13 protein-coding genes are annotated in these 17,908 nt (G+C 36.0%); 2 read left to right on the top strand and 11 right to left on the bottom strand.

Annotated elements, in window-relative coordinates; translation table 11 throughout:
- Positions 1-118: 118 nt before the first annotated feature.
- Both KRODI_RS02445 and aceB read right to left on the bottom strand, forming a co-directional pair.
- Positions 119-1,729 (bottom strand): isocitrate lyase, encoded by a 1,611-nt coding sequence (locus tag KRODI_RS02445; protein ID WP_013749985.1) that lies wholly within the window; start codon positions 1,727-1,729, stop codon positions 119-121.
- A 93-nt stretch (positions 1,730-1,822) separates the two neighbouring features.
- Positions 1,823-3,418: a malate synthase A gene (gene aceB / locus KRODI_RS02450; protein ID WP_013749986.1), complete on the bottom strand. Its 1,596-nt coding sequence runs from the start codon at positions 3,416-3,418 to the stop codon at positions 1,823-1,825.
- Positions 3,419-3,543: 125 nt separating this feature from the next.
- On the opposite strand from aceB, the gene KRODI_RS02455 reads away from it, so the two are divergent.
- Entirely contained in the window at positions 3,544-5,016 is a 1,473-nt protein-coding gene (locus tag KRODI_RS02455) for a helix-turn-helix domain-containing protein (RefSeq protein WP_013749987.1), read from the top strand.
- A 196-nt stretch (positions 5,017-5,212) separates the two neighbouring features.
- Here KRODI_RS02455 and queA read toward each other — a convergent pair whose 3' ends face one another.
- From queA to rsgA, 8 genes are all read right to left on the bottom strand, one after another.
- Positions 5,213-6,262: a tRNA preQ1(34) S-adenosylmethionine ribosyltransferase-isomerase QueA gene (queA, locus tag KRODI_RS02460; RefSeq protein ID WP_013749988.1), complete on the bottom strand. Its 1,050-nt coding sequence runs from the start codon at positions 6,260-6,262 to the stop codon at positions 5,213-5,215.
- Between the two features lie 100 nt (positions 6,263-6,362).
- Positions 6,363-7,610, bottom strand: a complete 1,248-nt coding sequence (locus KRODI_RS02465; RefSeq protein WP_013749989.1) for a 3-phosphoshikimate 1-carboxyvinyltransferase — start codon at positions 7,608-7,610, stop codon at positions 6,363-6,365.
- A gap of 6 nt (positions 7,611-7,616) precedes the next feature.
- Positions 7,617-7,943, bottom strand: a complete 327-nt coding sequence (locus KRODI_RS02470) for a nucleotide pyrophosphohydrolase (protein WP_013749990.1) — start codon at positions 7,941-7,943, stop codon at positions 7,617-7,619.
- Positions 7,944-7,994: 51 nt separating this feature from the next.
- Positions 7,995-9,998 carry a DUF3857 and transglutaminase domain-containing protein gene (locus tag KRODI_RS02475; protein ID WP_013749991.1) on the bottom strand — a complete coding sequence of 668 codons (2,004 nt, stop codon included), beginning with the start codon at positions 9,996-9,998 and terminating at the stop codon, positions 7,995-7,997.
- Between the two features lie 469 nt (positions 9,999-10,467).
- Positions 10,468-12,474 carry a DUF3857 domain-containing protein gene (locus KRODI_RS02480; protein WP_013749992.1) on the bottom strand — a complete coding sequence of 669 codons (2,007 nt, stop codon included), beginning with the start codon at positions 12,472-12,474 and terminating at the stop codon, positions 10,468-10,470.
- Between the two features lie 96 nt (positions 12,475-12,570).
- Complete coding sequence (locus KRODI_RS02485; RefSeq protein WP_013749993.1) at positions 12,571-14,472, bottom strand: DUF3857 domain-containing protein; 1,902 nt, start codon at positions 14,470-14,472, stop codon at positions 12,571-12,573.
- Between the two features lie 63 nt (positions 14,473-14,535).
- On the bottom strand, positions 14,536-14,988 hold the full coding sequence (gene dtd / locus KRODI_RS02490; RefSeq protein ID WP_013749994.1) for a D-aminoacyl-tRNA deacylase: 453 nt from the start codon (positions 14,986-14,988) through the stop codon (positions 14,536-14,538).
- Positions 14,989-14,990: 2 nt separating this feature from the next.
- Positions 14,991-15,947: a ribosome small subunit-dependent GTPase A gene (gene rsgA, locus KRODI_RS02495; protein ID WP_013749995.1), complete on the bottom strand. Its 957-nt coding sequence runs from the start codon at positions 15,945-15,947 to the stop codon at positions 14,991-14,993.
- A gap of 146 nt (positions 15,948-16,093) precedes the next feature.
- Between rsgA and KRODI_RS02500 the strand changes: the two genes are divergently transcribed.
- Positions 16,094-16,747, top strand: a complete 654-nt coding sequence (locus KRODI_RS02500; RefSeq protein ID WP_013749996.1) for a hypothetical protein — start codon at positions 16,094-16,096, stop codon at positions 16,745-16,747.
- A 77-nt stretch (positions 16,748-16,824) separates the two neighbouring features.
- On the opposite strand, the gene KRODI_RS02505 is transcribed toward KRODI_RS02500, so the two are convergent.
- Positions 16,825-17,907 (bottom strand): bifunctional 3-deoxy-7-phosphoheptulonate synthase/chorismate mutase type II, encoded by a 1,083-nt coding sequence (locus KRODI_RS02505; RefSeq protein WP_013749997.1) that lies wholly within the window; start codon positions 17,905-17,907, stop codon positions 16,825-16,827.
- Position 17,908 lies beyond the last annotated feature (1 nt).

The raw sequence follows: 17,908 nt of genomic DNA on the forward strand, positions 1-17,908 counted from the left end.
AAATGTAAGGATAAAAAAACCCTAACCTAGACACTATTATCACCGAAATTATTATTGCTGAACAAAAAAGGCGGCGTACAGAACACCGCCTTCTAAATAATTAACAATGAGTTTGAGGCTACGCCGTCAAAACAGGTTTATTATTTAATACCGTTTTCTTCTCTTGAAATTGATTACTAGTATTATTTGCTCCTCCAGCCTTTAGAGCTTTATCTCCCGCATAAAACGTTTTGTGATCATCTCCTAGATCAGAACCCGCCATTCTCTGGTGTTTTACACAAGATACTCCATTGCGTATCTCTTGTCTTTGCACATCTTTCACATAAGCCAGCATACCTTGCTCTCCAAAATAACCTTCTGTAAGATTATTCATATGAAGTGCAGTAGTATGATAGGTAGGCAATGTAATGAGATGGTGGAATATTCCTGCTTCAAGTGCCCCGTCTCTTTGGAATGTTTTAATTTTTTCATCTGCTCTATGAGACAATTCCGTCTGATCATAAGCTACATCCATTAAATTATTACGATCATACGCAGTCATATTTTCACCCTCCTCTACCATCTCATCATACGCTTGATTTCTAAAATTAAGTGTCCAGTTAAAAGAAGGAGAGTTATTATATACCAGCTTAGCACTTGGCTCAACCGCTCTCACTCTATTTACCATATGAGCGATTTGCTTCACATTAGGCGTAGGCGTTTCTATCCATAAAAGGTCTGCGCCGTTTTGCAAACTTGTAATACAATCAAGCACTACCCTATCTATGTTTGATCCGTTCTTAAACTTGTAAAGACCATTAGGTAATCGCACTGGGCGCACCAGTTTTCCATCTCTTTTAAGAAGTACGTCATCTTCATTTGCGCTATTAATATCTACTTCCTCTGCCTCTACAAAAGCGAGGTATTGAGAAGCGAGATCTCCAGGCTCTTGACTTACAGGCAACTTCTGAGTAAGACCTGCACCCTCAGAATCTGTTCTTGCCACAATAATTCCTTCATCTACGCCTAGCTCTAAAAAGGCATAACGTAGTGCGTTAAGTTTTGCAATAAAATCTTCATGAGGAACTGTCACCTTTCCATCCTGGTGACCGCACTGCTTTGCATCAGATACTTGATTTTCTATCTGCAGTGCGCATGCTCCAGCTTCTATCATTTTCTTTGCTAGTAAATAAGTAGCCTCTTCATTTCCAAAACCTGCGTCTATATCTGCGATAATTGGAACTATATGCGTTTCATAATTATCAATTTGATCTTGCACATCCTCACCTGCATCAAGACGACGAAACAAATCATTAAGTTCTACGGCATCTGCCTGACGTAAGAATGTATAAATTTCTTCAATTAATTTTGGCACAGCAGTCTTTTCATGCATAGATTGATCTGGCAAAGGACCTAGCTCTGAACGTAAAGCGGCAACCATCCATCCAGAAAGGTATAAGTACTTTTTATTTGTAGTACCATGATGTTTCTTTACTGCAATCATTTTTTGCTGTGCCACAAAACCGTGCCAGCAACCTAGCGACTGAGTATAACTCATAGGGTTTGCATCGTATTCTTCCATATCCTTGCGCATAATACTAGCAGTATATGTTGCAATATCAAGGCCCGTTTTAAATCTATTTTGAACAGCCATACGAGCTGTGTTTTCTGGACTTATGGCACTCCAAGAGTTTCCATGCTTTGCTTTAAGTGATCTAACAACTTCAAGAGCCGAATTGTAGTTTGACATAATACTAAGTTTTAAAGATTTATTTAATGTGTACCTGAAAAGGCGGTGATAGTTTTGTTATACTTATTTGAGAAATAGCTTATGGATATTTATCTAAAGAAATTTATAAGCTGGGGTGGTTAAAAACTCCTCAAAGTCTTCTGCTAAGACCAGTTCTTTAAAGAGGTTAAATGCATTCTCAAACTGAGTTTCTTTTATTTCATAAGAGCCCACTTCAGTAATGATTTTTTCAACTTCTTCATCAAAAAGCTCATTGAAGTATTCTTTTGTAAATGCTTTTCCATCTTCCAGCACTGCTTTGTTTTTTATCCAATGCCAGATTTGTGTTCTTGATATTTCGGCAGTAGCAGCGTCTTCCATTAAGTGATAAAGAGCTACCGCACCTTGACCACTTAACCATGCGTTGAGATAGAGTATTCCTACATTAATATTTTTACGCACTCCAGCTTCGGTAACTGTCCCCGCAGGAATTGCAACTAGATCATCTGCTGTTACCACAACATCATCTCTTGTAATGTGCTGTTGATTTGCTGTAGGCATATGTTTATCAAACTCATCCATCGCAATTTGAACAAGTGCTGGATGAGCAACCCATGTACCATCGTGTCCATTTATTACCTCGCGTTCTTTATCTTTTCTTACTTTTTCTAAAGCCGCTTGATTTGCCGAAGGATCATTTTTAATAGGCACTTGCGCTGCCATACCTCCTATTGCGAGGATCCCGCGTTTGTGACACCTTTGTATTACCAACTTAGAATATGCGTCCATAAAAGGCGCCGTCATTCCTACTTGATCCCTGTTAGGAACTAAGAAATCAGGATCATTTCTAAACTTCTTGATATACGAGAATATATAATCCCAGCGACCGCAATTAAGACCTACGATATAATCCTTTAACTCATAAATAATTTCATCCAACTGATGGCTTGCCGTTATCGTCTCAATTAGTACGGTACATTTAATAGTTCCCTCAGGAATATTTAAGTAATCTTGAGAAAATTTAAAAACCTCATACCATAGTCTCGCTTCCTTGTAATGCTCAAGTTTTGCTATGTAGAAATAGGGTGCTGTACCATTTTCTAATAACTGACGTACGTTTGTAAAGAAATACAATCCGAAATCTAACAAAGACCCAGACACTTCTACGCCGTCAACAAGAACATGTTTTTCATTAAGGTGCCACCCTCTTGGCCTTACCAGTAATGTAGCAACAGCATCATTGAGTGTATATTTTTTATCCTTAGTAGGGTGATGATATGATATCGTTTTATTTACAGCATCTCGCAAGTTAATCTGACCTTCCATCACATTTCTCCATGTAGGCGCAGTACTGTCTTCTAGGTCTGCCATAAAGGTTTTTGCACCAGAGTTAAGTGCGTTAATAACCATCTTACGATCTGTAGGTCCCGTGATTTCCACCCTTCTATCTTGCAAGTCTTGAGGAATCTCTCCCGCAGTCCACTCGCCTTCTCTTATTTCTTGTGTTTCAAAAGGAAAGACAGGCTTATGACCTTGATCAAATAGTAACTGTTGTTGCTCTCTAGCACGTAATAATTCTAAACGTTTGGCATTAAAATTTTCATGAAGTGCCTTAATGAAGTCTAATGCATCATCAGTTAGTATTTCTGAATAATAGCTATTTACTTGGTTGCTAAAGCTTAGTGCATGTTGGTTTATTTCAGGAGCCATAATTATCTTTTTAAAATTCTATGGCACAATGTTAAAAAAAATACTTTGATTAAAAAAGCGAACGTTCGCTAAATATTAATTTTCACTAAAATAGACTATTCGCAGAAAGTGGTATATTTGTGTATATGGAAGAAGAAGATATCAAACTTATATTTGGCTTAAAGCTAAGGCAGATAAGGACTGAGAAGAATTTATCCCTATTTGGATTATCAAAACTCACAGGCCTTTCAAAATCATATTTAAATGAAATTGAAAATGGAAAAAAATATCCAAAACCAGATAAGATTGTCACACTTTCGGAAAAATTAGACATTCCATACGATCAAATGGTCTCTTTGAAACTTGATAAAAATCTTGCTCCTATAGGTGAAATTTTAAAATCAAAGATTCTTAAAGAAATACCTCTTGAGCTTTTTGGGATTAAGGAAAGTGACCTGATAGATATTGTATCTAATGCACCAGCTAAAGTCAACGCTTTCATAAGCACGATTATAGAGATTGCGCAACACTATAACTTTAGCAGAGAAAGCTTTTTTCTAGCCTCTGTGCGATCATTTCAAGAGGCAAACAACAACTACTTTGACAACATAGAGCAAAAAGTGCTCGACTTTGTAAAGTCTTATCAAATAAATCAAGGACAGGGTATCTCATCAAATGAGCTAGAAGAAATTCTCATAGAAGAGTATAACTACACTATAAAAAATGATGAACTAGATAAACATGAGGATTTAGATAACCTACGATCTGTTTTTATCCCAAAGTCACGCTCCCTACTAGTTGCAAGTGATGTAGATGAGTCACAACGCACATTTATCTACGCAAAAGAAATAGCCTATAATTATCTGGAAATTACAGAAAGGCTATACACCTTCCCATGGATTCTTTTTGAAACTTTTGACCAAGTGCTTAATAATTTTTATGCCTCTTACTTTGCAGGAGCATTGATCATTCCTAGTAAAAATCTGACGACGAAAATTAAAGATATTTTTAAGGAGCGTACATTTCAAAAAAATACTTTTGAGCACATTACAAATGAGTTCAATGCATCGCCTGAGTCTTTCTATCAGCGACTTACAAATATCTTACCTAAAGAATTCAACATTAAAAACTTGTTTTTCTTACGGTTTACACATAAGCTTAACGACACTAAATTTCACCTCACAAAGGAGCTACACCTAGCACACCAGCATGCTCCACGAGCAAATGAGAGTGATGAACACTACTGCAGAAGGTGGGTGTCATTACAAGTGCTTAAAGATCTACCTAAGAGTAGCGAGAATAGTAAGTTTGACTTGCAAATTTCTAATTATGAAAATGAAGGTGTACGATACTTGGTACTATCCACCGCTACAAAAGACCCCTTTAAAGAAAACAAGTTTAGAAGCATAAGCATAGGTCTACTTATTAATAAACAACTAGAACGTAAAATAAAATTCCTTAAGGATCCAAATATCCCTACTCGTAACGTAGGAGTTACTTGCGAGCGCTGTGCTATTATAGATTGCGAAGTGCGACAAGCTCCACCTAAGGTTTTAGATCGAACTTCAAAAAACAAAAAAATTGCAGCCATTGTGAAGCAACTTAATGATGAGCATTAAGAACACTAGCATACGCAAACGAGCTTAACTCTCTAGCCCCGATTGTAATGAAAATCCCACAGCTGCCTGGCGAAGCCGGCGCGAGGAATTGTAATGAAAGCGGGAAACTAGATACAACAAATACCACAAGGTGATGCTCCTAAAACAAAAAACCCAAACATTGCTGTCTGGGTTTTTATAATTATATCTGCTGAAATTAGATAATCAACATTGCGTCTCCGTAAGAGTAGAATTTATATTTCTCTTTTACTGCTTCTTCATAAGCTCTCTTCATAAAATCGTGACCTGCAAATGCAGAAACCATCATTAACAAAGTAGACTTAGGTGTATGAAAGTTTGTAATCATACAGTTTGCGATACTAAAGTCGTATGGAGGGAAGATGAATTTGTTAGTCCATCCACCAAACTCATTAAGTGTATGGTTACTAGAAACAGCACTTTCCATCACTCTCATCGAGGTTGTACCTACGGCACAAATACGACGTTTTTCCTTTAGCGCTTTATTGATAATTTCTGTTGCTGGCTTATGTATATATGCCTCTTCACTATCCATTTTATGCTTAGATAGATCTTCTACCTCAACTGCGCTGAAAGTTCCTAGACCTACGTGTAGTGTAACCTCAGCAAAGTCTACTCCTTTAATCTCAAGACGCTTAAGCAAGTGCTTTGAGAAGTGTAAACCTGCAGTAGGCGCGGCTACAGCTCCTTCTTCTGTTGCATAAATAGTCTGGTAGCGATCTTCATCTTCTGGCTCTACCTCTCTATTAATATATTTAGGTAATGGCGTCTCTCCTAGTGAAGTTAGCTTTTTTCTAAACTCCTCGTAAGATCCATCATATAAGAAACGAAGTGTACGTCCTCTTGATGTTGTGTTATCAATTACTTCTGCTACTAGACTCTCATCGTCACCAAAGTACAACTTGTTACCTATACGTATTTTACGTGCTGGATCTACAAGAACATCCCATAGGCGTGTTTCTGAGTTAAGTTCTCTAAGCAAGAATACCTCGATACGTGCTCCAGTTTTTTCTTTATTACCGTATAAACGTGCTGGAAAAACCTTGGTATTATTAAGCACCATCACATCTTCCGGCTCAAAATAATCAATAATGTCTTTAAACATTTTGTGCTCTATAGTCTGCTCTTTTCGGTTAAGTACCATAAGGCGTGACTCGTCGCGATTTTCGGCTGGGCGATCTGCTAGTAATTCATCTGGCAAATCAAAGTTAAAATGTGATAACTTCATAAAGGGTTTTTATTTTAGTTTTTGTGCTCACAAAAGCAGTATGAACCGCTCATTTGCAAGATCGCAAAGATACAATCTTGAGATAGGCGTTGTCAAGTGTTTAGCCAATTATCTCTTGACCAAAGCCTAAAGTTTCTAAATCTTTCCAAAAATCTGGATATGACTTAGACACCACACCCGCATCATCTATCAACAATGGAACCGATAGCGCTAGTGGCGCAAAAGCCATTGCCATACGATGATCATGATATGTCGCAATCGTAATATTCTCGTTAAGCGCTGCTTCTTGTGGCAGTAACGTAAGGTCTGTATCTGTTATCATAATCCCACCGCCTAGCTTTGTAATCTCTTCTCGTAGTGCTTCTAGCCTGTCTGTTTCTTTTATTTTGAGGGTATGCAATCCCGTAAGATGACATCCTACACCAAGTCCTAAACAGGTAACTGCTATAGTCTGCGCAATGTCTGGCGCATTTGCAAGATCCAAAGTGATTGTTTCAGGAAGTTCAAAATCTTTGGCTAGTGACAAGGTAAGTTTATCTCCACTAAATTCAGAAACTACACCTAGCTGCTTGTAAATATCTTGCAATACTGCATCACCCTGCAAGCTATCCTCTTTATAACTACTTATGGTGATAGAAGTATCTAAAGTACGCTTTCGCGAAAGCGCAACAATACTATAAAAGTACGAAGCACTACTCCAGTCTGACTCTACTGTGATTTCTCTATGCGCTCTACTCGTTCTTCCTGGTTTGATAGTTATAATCTGACCTACAAATGTAGCCTCAATGTCTAGCTGGTGTAATAGTGCTAGCGTCATGTTTATATATGGCACCGAAGTGATTTTACCATCGAGATGAATGGTAAGTCCATTTTCTAGCGCTGCTCCCATCATCATAAGTGCAGAGATATACTGGCTGCTCACATTTGCCTTGAGCGTAACCTCACTTTTTGTGAGTTTGCTTCCTTTAATATGAAGCGGCGGATACCCATCATTTTTTACATAAGAAACCTGAGCACCTAACTGCTGCAATGCTTCTACCAATATTGCCATAGGGCGTTGCTGCATGCGCTCGCTACCCGTGAGCAACGTCTCTCTACCTTCTTGTATAGAAAAATAAGCGGTAAGAAAACGCATTGCCGTACCTGCATGGTAAATATCTACCTCACTTTCTGTAGACGCTAGTGCCTTTTGCATCACCGCAGCATCATCACTATTTGAAATATTCTTTACTACAATACCATCAAAGAGCGCTTGTAAAATAAGCAGTCTGTTAGTCTCACTTTTTGACCCTGTGATTTGTATCTCACCACTAGTGCTGGCTGCAGTATGTTGTACTTTTAAGAGCATAGGCTATTATTTCAATTTCTCATTATTGTGATGACGATCGTGATCACGCTTAGTCTTTATATCAAGCTTTTTATCAAAGGCTTCCTGAAGATTAACTCCAGTCTGATTTGCCAGGCATAATACTACAAACATGACATCTGCAAGTTCCTCACCTAGATCTTTACCTTTATCACTTTCTTTCTCACTCTGCTCCCCATAGCGACGTGCGATGATGCGCGCCACTTCTCCTACCTCTTCAGTAAGCTGAGCCATATTAGTAAGTTCATTAAAATAGCGCACTCCGTGAGCTTTTATCCAATCGTCTACTGCTTGTTGTGAGTCTGAAATGTTCATTTAATTCATTTTATTAGTACATAGTGCAATCTATTTAAAAATATGCAGTCTCTAGGCTTTCTTGAAGACAACTTTCTCACTTTCTTTCTTAATAATCATCTCAAAAAAAGCTTTTAAAGATTTATAATAATCTACTGCTACTAATGGTGTATCTATAGTTCGTTGCACTGAAATAGACAAACCTGCCGTAGCGTTCGAGATATTATATTTATAAGAAGCTATACCATCCACCATAGAAACCACTAATGGTTCTGGCAGAGACTCTACAACGTAGTCCTCAGGAATACTTATATTGATGGTTATTCGATCCGAACGAGAATAATCAAAATCTACAGGTAGTGTTCTTTCATCAGACTTGAATAAATTTTCGTCTGTACTATAAAAAAAAAGTGGGTTCAAATAAATTTTATCACCTATAGTCTCAAAATAACTAGCAACATCTGCATCAAAAGATACACTTAATGGCTTGTATGTATTTAATAAGTCAGAAACATTCAGATTTTCTATTTCTGTATCATTAAATTCTGCAGAGACTGCTGTATTAAGTTCAGTCTCTTCTTTACCATATAAAGACTTTCGCATTTCAGACGCATAATTATTTGCAAATCTATTTTTTACTGATGCACTGGCAATTCCCGTATCATCTAAATTTACATTAGCAAGGGCATAGTGTATTGCTGTTGCATTTTTTAAGCTTATTGCCTTAGATGTACCATCATCTTCAACCATTCTTCCTCCAAACCAATTGAGTAATTGACTTTTCAATACATTAGGACTACCTAATTTATCTGAAGCATCTAACAATACTAATTCCCCTTCTATCTCTACTCCCGCTATAACAGCATTAAATCCAGTTCTCGTAGGAAAAAGGTAAATTCCATGAGATTTTGTACCTAACAAAACAGGATCTGCCTTGATTCCTGCATACTTCAACATCGACACCAGCAACAGATTAATATCTGCTATGTTTCCAGATTTGTTTTTGAAGGTACTAGCTGTTCCATTCTCTACAAAAATCCCGTAATTGCCATTCCACGTTATTTTATTCCTGACATAATCATAAATCTTTATTGCCTTTTCCTTTTCGGACATTCCAGCAATTAATTTATCAACCTCATCCTTGAAAAAACTCTGTCTATTAAGTTGAGATCCAAAATCTGAAGATTTATAAATAGTACTCGCAACCTCATCCCAGCTTGTTGTAAAAAATTCTGGTGAATCGTTAGGGAAACGAGTCATTTCTAATTCAAACTGTAAAGTAGTACGGTAATTATTTATATTACCCGCATAAGGCTCTAATTTAAGAGATGGTACATTTTTTAAATTTACTTCAGAAACATCTTCTCTATACTTTATATTTCGAGTTCTATTTTCTGGTTGTTTAATTTTAGAAGTTGATTTTTCCTTGTAACTTATTTGAAGATTACCCTCTCGTGAACTTTTGGCAATAGAAAAAGGTACCCAACCATTACGATGAGTTTTATAAACAAGATACTCAGGGGCAGCTACAGTCATTTCTACTACATCAACAGGTATTGATTCTTGAAAGTAATACTTATCAAAAGTGGTTAAATACGGCGACCTTATACTATATTCATATTCTATAATCGATCCGCTTTTTATATTGGGCATCGAAAAAGTTACCTTAGTATAATTCTCATTAACCTCGTCTTCGAAAATATTCTTTCTGTCTAATTTAGTTTTCTCTATTTTTCCATCAAGATTATACGTGTACGCTTTGAGACCACTTATACTTTCCGCACCTCCTGAGCCAGTATAAAGGAATATGCTAACTGATGCCCAATCATTACCTTTCTCGTTATAAATTTTTATACGATCTTGAAAATTTGTGGTTGCTGTGAAGCCCTCGTCATTAGTGTAATTGAATTTTGTTCTAAATAATCTATATAAAATTGCAGCATCAGCTTCCGGCTCATTAGGGTGCACATCTTGCATCAGTTCCTCTTTAGAGACTTTTCCAAATTTATAATTTTGTGCTAAGCAAGTTGTTGCAGATAAACTTGTAATAAAAATGAGAAGTATTAATTTATTCATATTGGTAATGTTTTTTTGAGCAAGGTTTTGAGTTGTCAAGCTGTGATTTTTTTATTTAAAATTTCGTGTTTTATAATAGTGGTTTTCACATAACCACTAATATTAATAGCCATATGTGGTTATTTAAAGGCTTAGGATATCACTTTAATATCTTGATATTGTAGCAAAAATGATAATCAATCTTATTATTTATATTAAGTTATACCAAAAGCCATTTGACAATTCACTCCATTTTGATTAGCCAAAAATAACACTACAATCTCCAGCTTGGCGAGCTCTTCTCCTAGACCTTTTAGTACTCTCTTTCTCACTTTTAGCCAATATCGGCAGGAATTGACCCTAGTCACCACCCTGAATTTCTCCCTTACTCAGTGAGCTGAGACACATTAGTTAGTTGATTAAAATAGCGCACTCGGTGAGCATAAATCATATCGCCTACAACTTGTTACAATTCTAAATTATCCAGAACTTATTTTTTAATAAGTACAATTTTTTGATTTTCGGCATTCATTTTACCCTCAAAAAACTTTTTAATATTTGAAAATGATGGTGGACGCATTAAAGCTGTATTAATTGTTTCTTCTAATATTATTTGTACATTTCCATTTTGAACATTAACATTTAATATATAAGATAATTCTCCTTCCTTCAAAGTAAGATTAACGGGTTTTGGCAAAGACTCAACCTTATAACCCTCTGGTATATTTAATATAACAGACTTTCTATGCACTTTAGGGTATTCAAAATCTATTGGATACAGTCTATCTTCGCTCAAAAGTATTTTAGATTTTTCTTTTAAAAATAATGTACTTGATACATACAATTTACTTCCAATTTTTTCAACGAATGCGTCACTCGTAAAATCAAAACCTATTGTAAATGGTCTATCTAATGATGTATTATCGATCTTAAAATTAGAGATGTCAGCAAGCTGATACTCTGTAAATTTTCTTTCCGCAAGGTTACTTTTATCTATTAAGAGCATATCGTTTCGCATTTCCAATGCTTCATTTAATGTCCCTCTTTGTTTATACTTTCCTTTTATGACACCATCTGCTCCCAAGGTTGCGTCTACTAAAATATCATTACGACTCTTTATTGTCGGAAATAAATTGATTTTCTTAGGAGTTGAATTTTTTCGTAGAATCAATCCCTCCCAATTTATTACACGATTAGGCAAAACACCTGGCGGCGCTAACTTTTCTGATGCATCTAGAAGTATATATTCATCATCAAGAAAAACTACTGCAAGGACATAATTAAAGCCCTCTAATGTAGGATATGACGGAACACCGTGGGCCTTTGTACTTGCAAGTACCGGATAAGCGATAAACCCCGCTTGTCGTAATAATGCGACTAAATTAAGGTTGATTTCTGCAATATTTCCACTGCCAATTTCAAATGCTTCTTTGAGTGATTTTTCTGCAAATTTGCCGTTTTTTCCATTCCAAGCCATGGACTTCTTTATGTACTCAAAAACCTTAGAAATGGATTCTGATTTACTTGTTCCGATCTGACGAAATCGATTCGCTTCTGCATTAAGAAATTTTCTATCACTTATTGCTTTTCCAAAATGATTATTATCAAAAATTTGTTGAGAAACATTTTCCCAATCCGTTGAAATTTGAACTTTGTTTCCTGGTTCAATTTCATAGGAAGCTAATTCGTAAATAAGACTACCTCTATAATTCTCAATATTATTTGTAAAGTCTTCTTTTCTAAGGGCTGGCACATCAGTAAGGTCCAATGTACTTTCTAGCTGGTCAAAACTTAAGTTTGCTAAACCAGACCTATGACTAACTGAACCATATCCTCCATCAGAAGAAGTGGAGATATTTACTGATTTCCAATGATATTGATCGTTTGACTGAGAAGGTAGATAGCCTTTTTTAAATCTATTAAATGTAAAGAAACTTGGTAAAAAAACTTCGGAATGATACTTAAGTACTGGAACATTTTCTTGGTAGACTAAATCATCAATTTTCCAAAAAGGAGAATAAACCTCATAGCTTAACTCAAAGATACTTCCTACCTTAACATCAGGTATTGCAAAACTTACTTCATTCCAGTTGTTATTTATCTCATTAACATATATGTCCTTTTTATTTAGTTTTGTTTTTTTCAAAATCCCCTCGGTAAAAGTGTAAGTGTTTGCTTTTATATCAAAAACTCGTTCTTCTTTACCATCATTTTTATAAATTCTCACACTAATATCACCTTCATTTAAACCATCATTATTGAGAACTTTAATAACCTTATAATGTGTTGAAGCAACAAACCATCCTTCACGATCATCTTCAATAGTAAACTTGGATGTACGGTTCTTAAAAAGAATAGCTGCAGAAGCCTTCTTTTGTAGATCTGTTAAATTAACTTCAAAATGACGTTCATTTAATTTACCAAAATTATAATTTTGAGAAATAGTTTTCTGCGCTAAAAAGCTTAGAAGGAGCAAAACTAATTGTTGTTTATTCATAAAATTATGTAGGTAAATTTTTAATATAATATGTGCCAGTGTACTCTTTCACGAAAGTGCCACAAATGCGAAATTTAATTTATAGAGACTATTTAATCATTTGCTCACTAAAATCATCTTCTGCTTATCATTGATTGCCACCTTACGTAAAAATGATCGAAATTCTTTATAATTAGATTTATCATAAGCTCCCTCGTTAAGGATTAACGATCGCTTGTAGCTTAGTGTATTTTCTGAAATCTTTTCAAACGCAATGGCATACCTCCCAAATTCTGTATCCAATGTGACATTCTCTGGTATGTATTGAACGATATAATTAGACGGAATAACAATCTCTGTACTATCTGTATCACTAAATCCCCTGGCAACAGAGACGTCCTGTGTACGCTCAATTGCCCCTGCTGGAAAAGCAGAAAATCTATTAAATGCATTTATAGGCACTATCATTTCTTGACCTGCTAAAGTGGCATAGTTGCGAGCCGTAAATGAAATTTTCTCAACAAAAATAGCATCGATTTTATTGTTCTTAAAGGTAAAATCCCCTAACTGTAGGTTATTTATATAATTCCAAAAATCATAGTAATACTTTTTTCTTTCATCATCGTTGTCTTTATCTAGTTTGCTCCTAACTTTATATTGGATACCGCCAGATGACATACGTACTTCTGCCATAATATCACCACTATTATTTAGTGTATATGTTCCTTTTAAATATTGAAAATTATCTTGAGCCGTATATTTTTTAGTATGAATGATCTCACCACCTTCTGGGGTGACTATTAGCACATCTCTATCATCTGTAAATCCCGCAATAAAGCCAAAAGGCACTTGTTGATCTGTACACTCTAACCACACATAACTATTGTCTTCTTGAGGTAGTGTTAGTATAACGTGATTGCCTTGCACACTAGCAAAATCTGGGCGTATATCTCTTTTATCTGAATCGCCATATACCACTGTATAATAGGATGGGACATTTGCAACCTCTAGCAGTGCTTTAGTATACATTGACAAAGCTTTACAATCACCATATCCCACTTCATCTACCTTAGATGACAACATTGGTTTCCAGCCACCTATCCCTATTTGTATACTCACGTATCTCACTTTGTTTTGTACAAAATTATACACTTTCCGAGCTCTAATAATAGGATCATCAATTCCAACTACTAATTCTTTTATAGTCTTTATTGTGTCTTCTGGCAGATCCTGAGTTCCATTCAATAGGTTATCATCCATCCATTTCCCAAATACTAACCAATCATCTGCCTTCCCATTTACACCTTCTAAATTAAATCTATCTAGGCCAAAAATGATGTGCTCAACTATGGTATTAAAACTTGGCGCAAATGCTTCGGGAGAGACGGCCATAATATTTCTTGCCTCGATGTGTAGTGCTCCACTTTCTTCTCTTATAAAAAAATCCTTACGATCGCCTTCATGTATATATCGTAATCCAAGAGATGGATTGTAGGAAATATCGTACTCAATCTTTTGTGTGCTGCTATAATAATTAGTGTTACTATACACTGGCGGTATAAATGCAGTAGTTTTAGATATTTTCTCACTCTCCACAACAATTGTATAAGGATAAGAACTGGGTGTATAATTTAAATATAAAACTCTTGCATCTGAATGTAAGCTAAAACCGTCTGTAGCACTCGCATCGTTAAAATCACGCTGCTTATACTTTTTAACCTCATTACCAAGAGCATCATAAACTGTTGCCTTTATACTCTTGACCCGAGAAGAATTATCATAATAGATTGACGAACCAACATCGTTATTACCAAGTTTATTAAGCACTGTAACGATACGCTTATGAGTAGTAGCAATACGCGCTATATCTGGAATATCTATAAAATATTGATCTAATCGTACTACACTATTTGCATTGTTTGTTAACTCCTCAGGAATATCAGTTATAGCATAGTTAAAATCTTGGCTATACATCACAGAAGTAAAGCCTAAGAGGGCAAGAAAGTAAAGAAAACGCATTAATTGATTGATGATTGATGAATTATGCGCCAAAGTAGGACTTAAAGAATTATCCTACAAGAATTAAATACGGTTTTTTGTATCAATCACAATCGTAACAGGCCCATCATTAAGCAATTGAACCTTCATATCTGCACCAAACTCTCCTGTATACGTAGGTTTAGTACGCTTTCGCGAAAGCGTACTTACAAACTCCTCATACATAGGGATTGCCTTATCTGGTCGTGCTGCTTCTAAAAATGAAGGACGGTTGCCCTTCTTGGTACTCGCATATAACGTAAACTGGCTAATCACCAAAATGTCTCCATCTACATCACCTACAGAAAGGTTCATTGCGCCATCATTATCACTAAAAATTCGTAGGCCAATTATTTTATTTGTGAGCCACTCAATATCATTTATCGTGTCATCATGAGTAACACCTAGCAGCACAAGTAACCCTTGGTTTATCTCAGATTTTACAATTCCGTCTATAGTGACAGAGGCTTCTGTTACTCGCTGAATTACTGCCTTCATTATTATTGCTCTTCTGGGTAGTGATCTTTTCTGTAATGCTGTTCGTCATCCCCTTCTAGCATTTGGGTATAACTTTTATAACGCGACCAGTGGAGTTCATCATTATCTAGCGCTTCTTTTACAGCACATTTAGGTTCTTCGAGGTGTAAACAATTATTGAATTTACACTCGCTTTTTAAAGCGAAAAACTCAGGAAAATAGTCTCCTATTTCTTCACGTTCCATATCTACAATTCCAAAACCTTTAATTCCAGGAGTATCTATAATTCGTGCGTCAAAATGTAGATCAAACATCTCTGCAAAAGTTGTCGTGTGTTGTCCTTGACTGTGCTGTACGCTAATTTGCTTTGTTTTGAGATCTAAGGTAGGTTCGATAGCATTTACCAGCGTAGATTTTCCTACTCCAGAATGACCTGTAAACATACACGTCTTACCCATCATCATCTCCTTTACAGTATCGATATTCTTTCCTGTAATTGCCGAAATGCCTACACACTCATACCCTATCTCACGATACATTGCCGCAAGATATTTTATCTCCATGATTTCCTCTTCGTTATACGTATCAATCTTATTAAAAAGTAAAACCGCTTTAATATGATAAGCCTCTGCAGTTACCAGAAAACGATCTATAAAAGCCGTAAAAGTAGGCGGATTATTGAGTGTCACTAGTAAGAACACGGTGTCTACGTTACTTGCAATGATATGAGTTTGTTTAGAGAGGTTTACAGACTTACGTACAATGTAGTTATCTCTATCGTGTATTTTTGTAATCACGCCTGTCTCTACATCACTTTTGGTGTCAAGATCAAAATCTACAACATCACCTACCGAAACTGGGTTTGTACTCTTAATTCCTTGAATACGGAATTTTCCTTTTATTCTACATTCAAACCACTGGCCGTCATCCGCTTTTACGGTGTACCAACTTCCAGTAGATTTATATACAGTTCCTGTCATACGTTTGTGTCAGGTACAAAAATACCTTCTTTTTAGTTACTCACTAGAATTATTAGAAAAACTACTTGCCATAATTTTAAGAATTGTAGGAATTTACAGCAAGATTTTAATATTTTAGCGCAATAAATCAATCAAAAATTATATTAATGAAAAAATCAATTCTTTTTATTGCAGCATTTATTTTGATGTCTCCATTCCTTGTAGCTCAAACAAGCCTGTATGAAAACCCAGCGTTTGATGAAATTGCTAAGGAGCATAAAATTATCGCTATCGTACCATTTAAAACTCAGGTAAAGCTTAGACCTAGGCAAATGAAAGATATGACAGATGAGCAACTAAGCCGTCTTGAAAAAGCTGAAGGAGAGGGATTACAAACTGGTATGTTTTCTTGGTTTTTAAAGAGAAAAAAGAGAGGTAAACTCACAACATTAGAAATACAGCAACCTTCTAGAACAAATGCTCTACTCAAAAAGGAAGGTATTGACTATGACAACATGTATGAATATACTACTGACGAACTTGCAAAAATTCTTGAAGTAGATGCAATCATATCTGGAGATTATGAAACTAACAAACCTATGAGCGAAGGAGCAAGCGTTGCACTTTCTTTACTAATAGGCTTTGGTGGTTCTACAAATAGTGCTATTGTAAACATGAACGTAAATAATGGAGCAGATGGCCAACTTTTATGGAACTACAACAAAAAAGTACGTGGTGGACTAGGTAGCTCTCCTGAAGACTTGGTAAATGTCTTAATGAGAAAAGCTTCAAGAAGACTTGCTTACACTAAGAAAGATTAATCATTTCACTTTCCAAAAAGCAAAAAAAGGCTCAACATCATGTTGAGCCTTTTTTTTATAAGTAACTATCTAAAATCTTACGACTTCGCCACTTTCTTCTGGTGATTTATAGACTCTTGGTGTACTGCTTTAAACACACGTAGTATAAACTCTTCACTTAGATTGTTTTGCTCTCCTTCTAGAATCATCTTACCTAGAATTTCATTCCACCTTTTAGTTTGTAAGATAGACACATTATTTTCTGCTTTAAGCTCTCCTATACTATCAGAGATTTTCATGCGCTTTCCTAAGCTTTCAATAAGCTGGTGATCTATCACGTCAATCTTAGTACGTAATGTGTTCAATTTATTATTGTACTCTACCTCTGTACCTTCTTCTTTACGGATTTTTAAATCCTTCATCATTTGTACGAGCGTAGCTGGTGTGATTTGCTGCGCAGCATCACTCCATGCATTATCTGGATCATAATGCGTCTCTACCATGATACCATCATAGTTGAGATCAAGACCTGTCTGGCATAAATCATGAATAATATCACGACGTCCAGCAATGTGTGACGGATCAAGAATTAGAGGAAGATCTGGAAATTTATTTTGAAGATCAATCGCTATCTGCCATTCTGGATTATTTCTGTAACGTGTCTTTTCATACGTAGAGAAACCTCTGTGTATTACTCCTAGATTTTTAATATCCTGAGTATAAAAACGCTCTACCGCTCCTAACCATAGGGCTAGATCTGGATTTACTGGGTTTTTAATAAGTACCGTTTTATCCGTTCCTTTAAGAGCTTCTGCAATTTCTTGAACGATAAATGGAGATACTGTTGTACGAGCACCTATCCATAAGATATCGATATCTGCTTCAAGAGCTAGATCTACGTGATTTGCATTTGCAACCTCTGTCGTAGTAAGCATTCCTGTTTCTTCTTTGGCTTTTTGTAACCATTTAAGTCCAAGTGCTCCTACTCCTTCAAAGTTTCCTGGACGCGTTCTAGGCTTCCAGATCCCTGCACGTAGTACTGTAGCATCTGTGTCTTTAAGTTGGTGAGCAATTTTAAGCACCTGCGCTTCCGTCTCTGCACTACAAGGTCCTGCAATTACAAGAGGGTGATCAAGGCCAAAAGCGTCTAACCAATTTCTAAGTTCTTTCTTATTTTCCATA

The organism is Dokdonia sp. 4H-3-7-5 (assembly GCF_000212355.1).
Lineage (GTDB): Bacteria > Bacteroidota > Bacteroidia > Flavobacteriales > Flavobacteriaceae > Dokdonia.

Excerpts from the sequence above, each read along its gene's own strand:
- queA (WP_013749988.1), bottom strand. The coding sequence starts at position 6,262 with ATGAAGTTATCACATTTTAACTTTGATTTGCCAGATGAATTACTAGCA.
- KRODI_RS02455 (WP_013749987.1), top strand. The coding sequence starts at position 3,544 with ATGGAAGAAGAAGATATCAAACTTATATTTGGCTTAAAGCTAAGGCAG.
- KRODI_RS02480 (WP_013749992.1), bottom strand. The coding sequence starts at position 12,474 with ATGAATAAACAACAATTAGTTTTGCTCCTTCTAAGCTTTTTAGCGCAG.
- KRODI_RS02505 (WP_013749997.1), bottom strand. The coding sequence starts at position 17,907 with ATGGAAAATAAGAAAGAACTTAGAAATTGGTTAGACGCTTTTGGCCTT.
- dtd (WP_013749994.1), bottom strand. The coding sequence starts at position 14,988 with ATGAAGGCAGTAATTCAGCGAGTAACAGAAGCCTCTGTCACTATAGAC.
- aceB (WP_013749986.1), bottom strand. The coding sequence starts at position 3,418 with ATGGCTCCTGAAATAAACCAACATGCACTAAGCTTTAGCAACCAAGTA.
- KRODI_RS02485 (WP_013749993.1), bottom strand. The coding sequence starts at position 14,472 with ATGCGTTTTCTTTACTTTCTTGCCCTCTTAGGCTTTACTTCTGTGATG.
- KRODI_RS02465 (WP_013749989.1), bottom strand. The coding sequence starts at position 7,610 with ATGCTCTTAAAAGTACAACATACTGCAGCCAGCACTAGTGGTGAGATA.
- KRODI_RS02470 (WP_013749990.1), bottom strand. The coding sequence starts at position 7,943 with ATGAACATTTCAGACTCACAACAAGCAGTAGACGATTGGATAAAAGCT.
- rsgA (WP_013749995.1), bottom strand. The coding sequence starts at position 15,947 with ATGACAGGAACTGTATATAAATCTACTGGAAGTTGGTACACCGTAAAA.
- KRODI_RS02500 (WP_013749996.1), top strand. The coding sequence starts at position 16,094 with ATGAAAAAATCAATTCTTTTTATTGCAGCATTTATTTTGATGTCTCCA.
- KRODI_RS02445 (WP_013749985.1), bottom strand. The coding sequence starts at position 1,729 with ATGTCAAACTACAATTCGGCTCTTGAAGTTGTTAGATCACTTAAAGCA.
- KRODI_RS02475 (WP_013749991.1), bottom strand. The coding sequence starts at position 9,998 with ATGAATAAATTAATACTTCTCATTTTTATTACAAGTTTATCTGCAACA.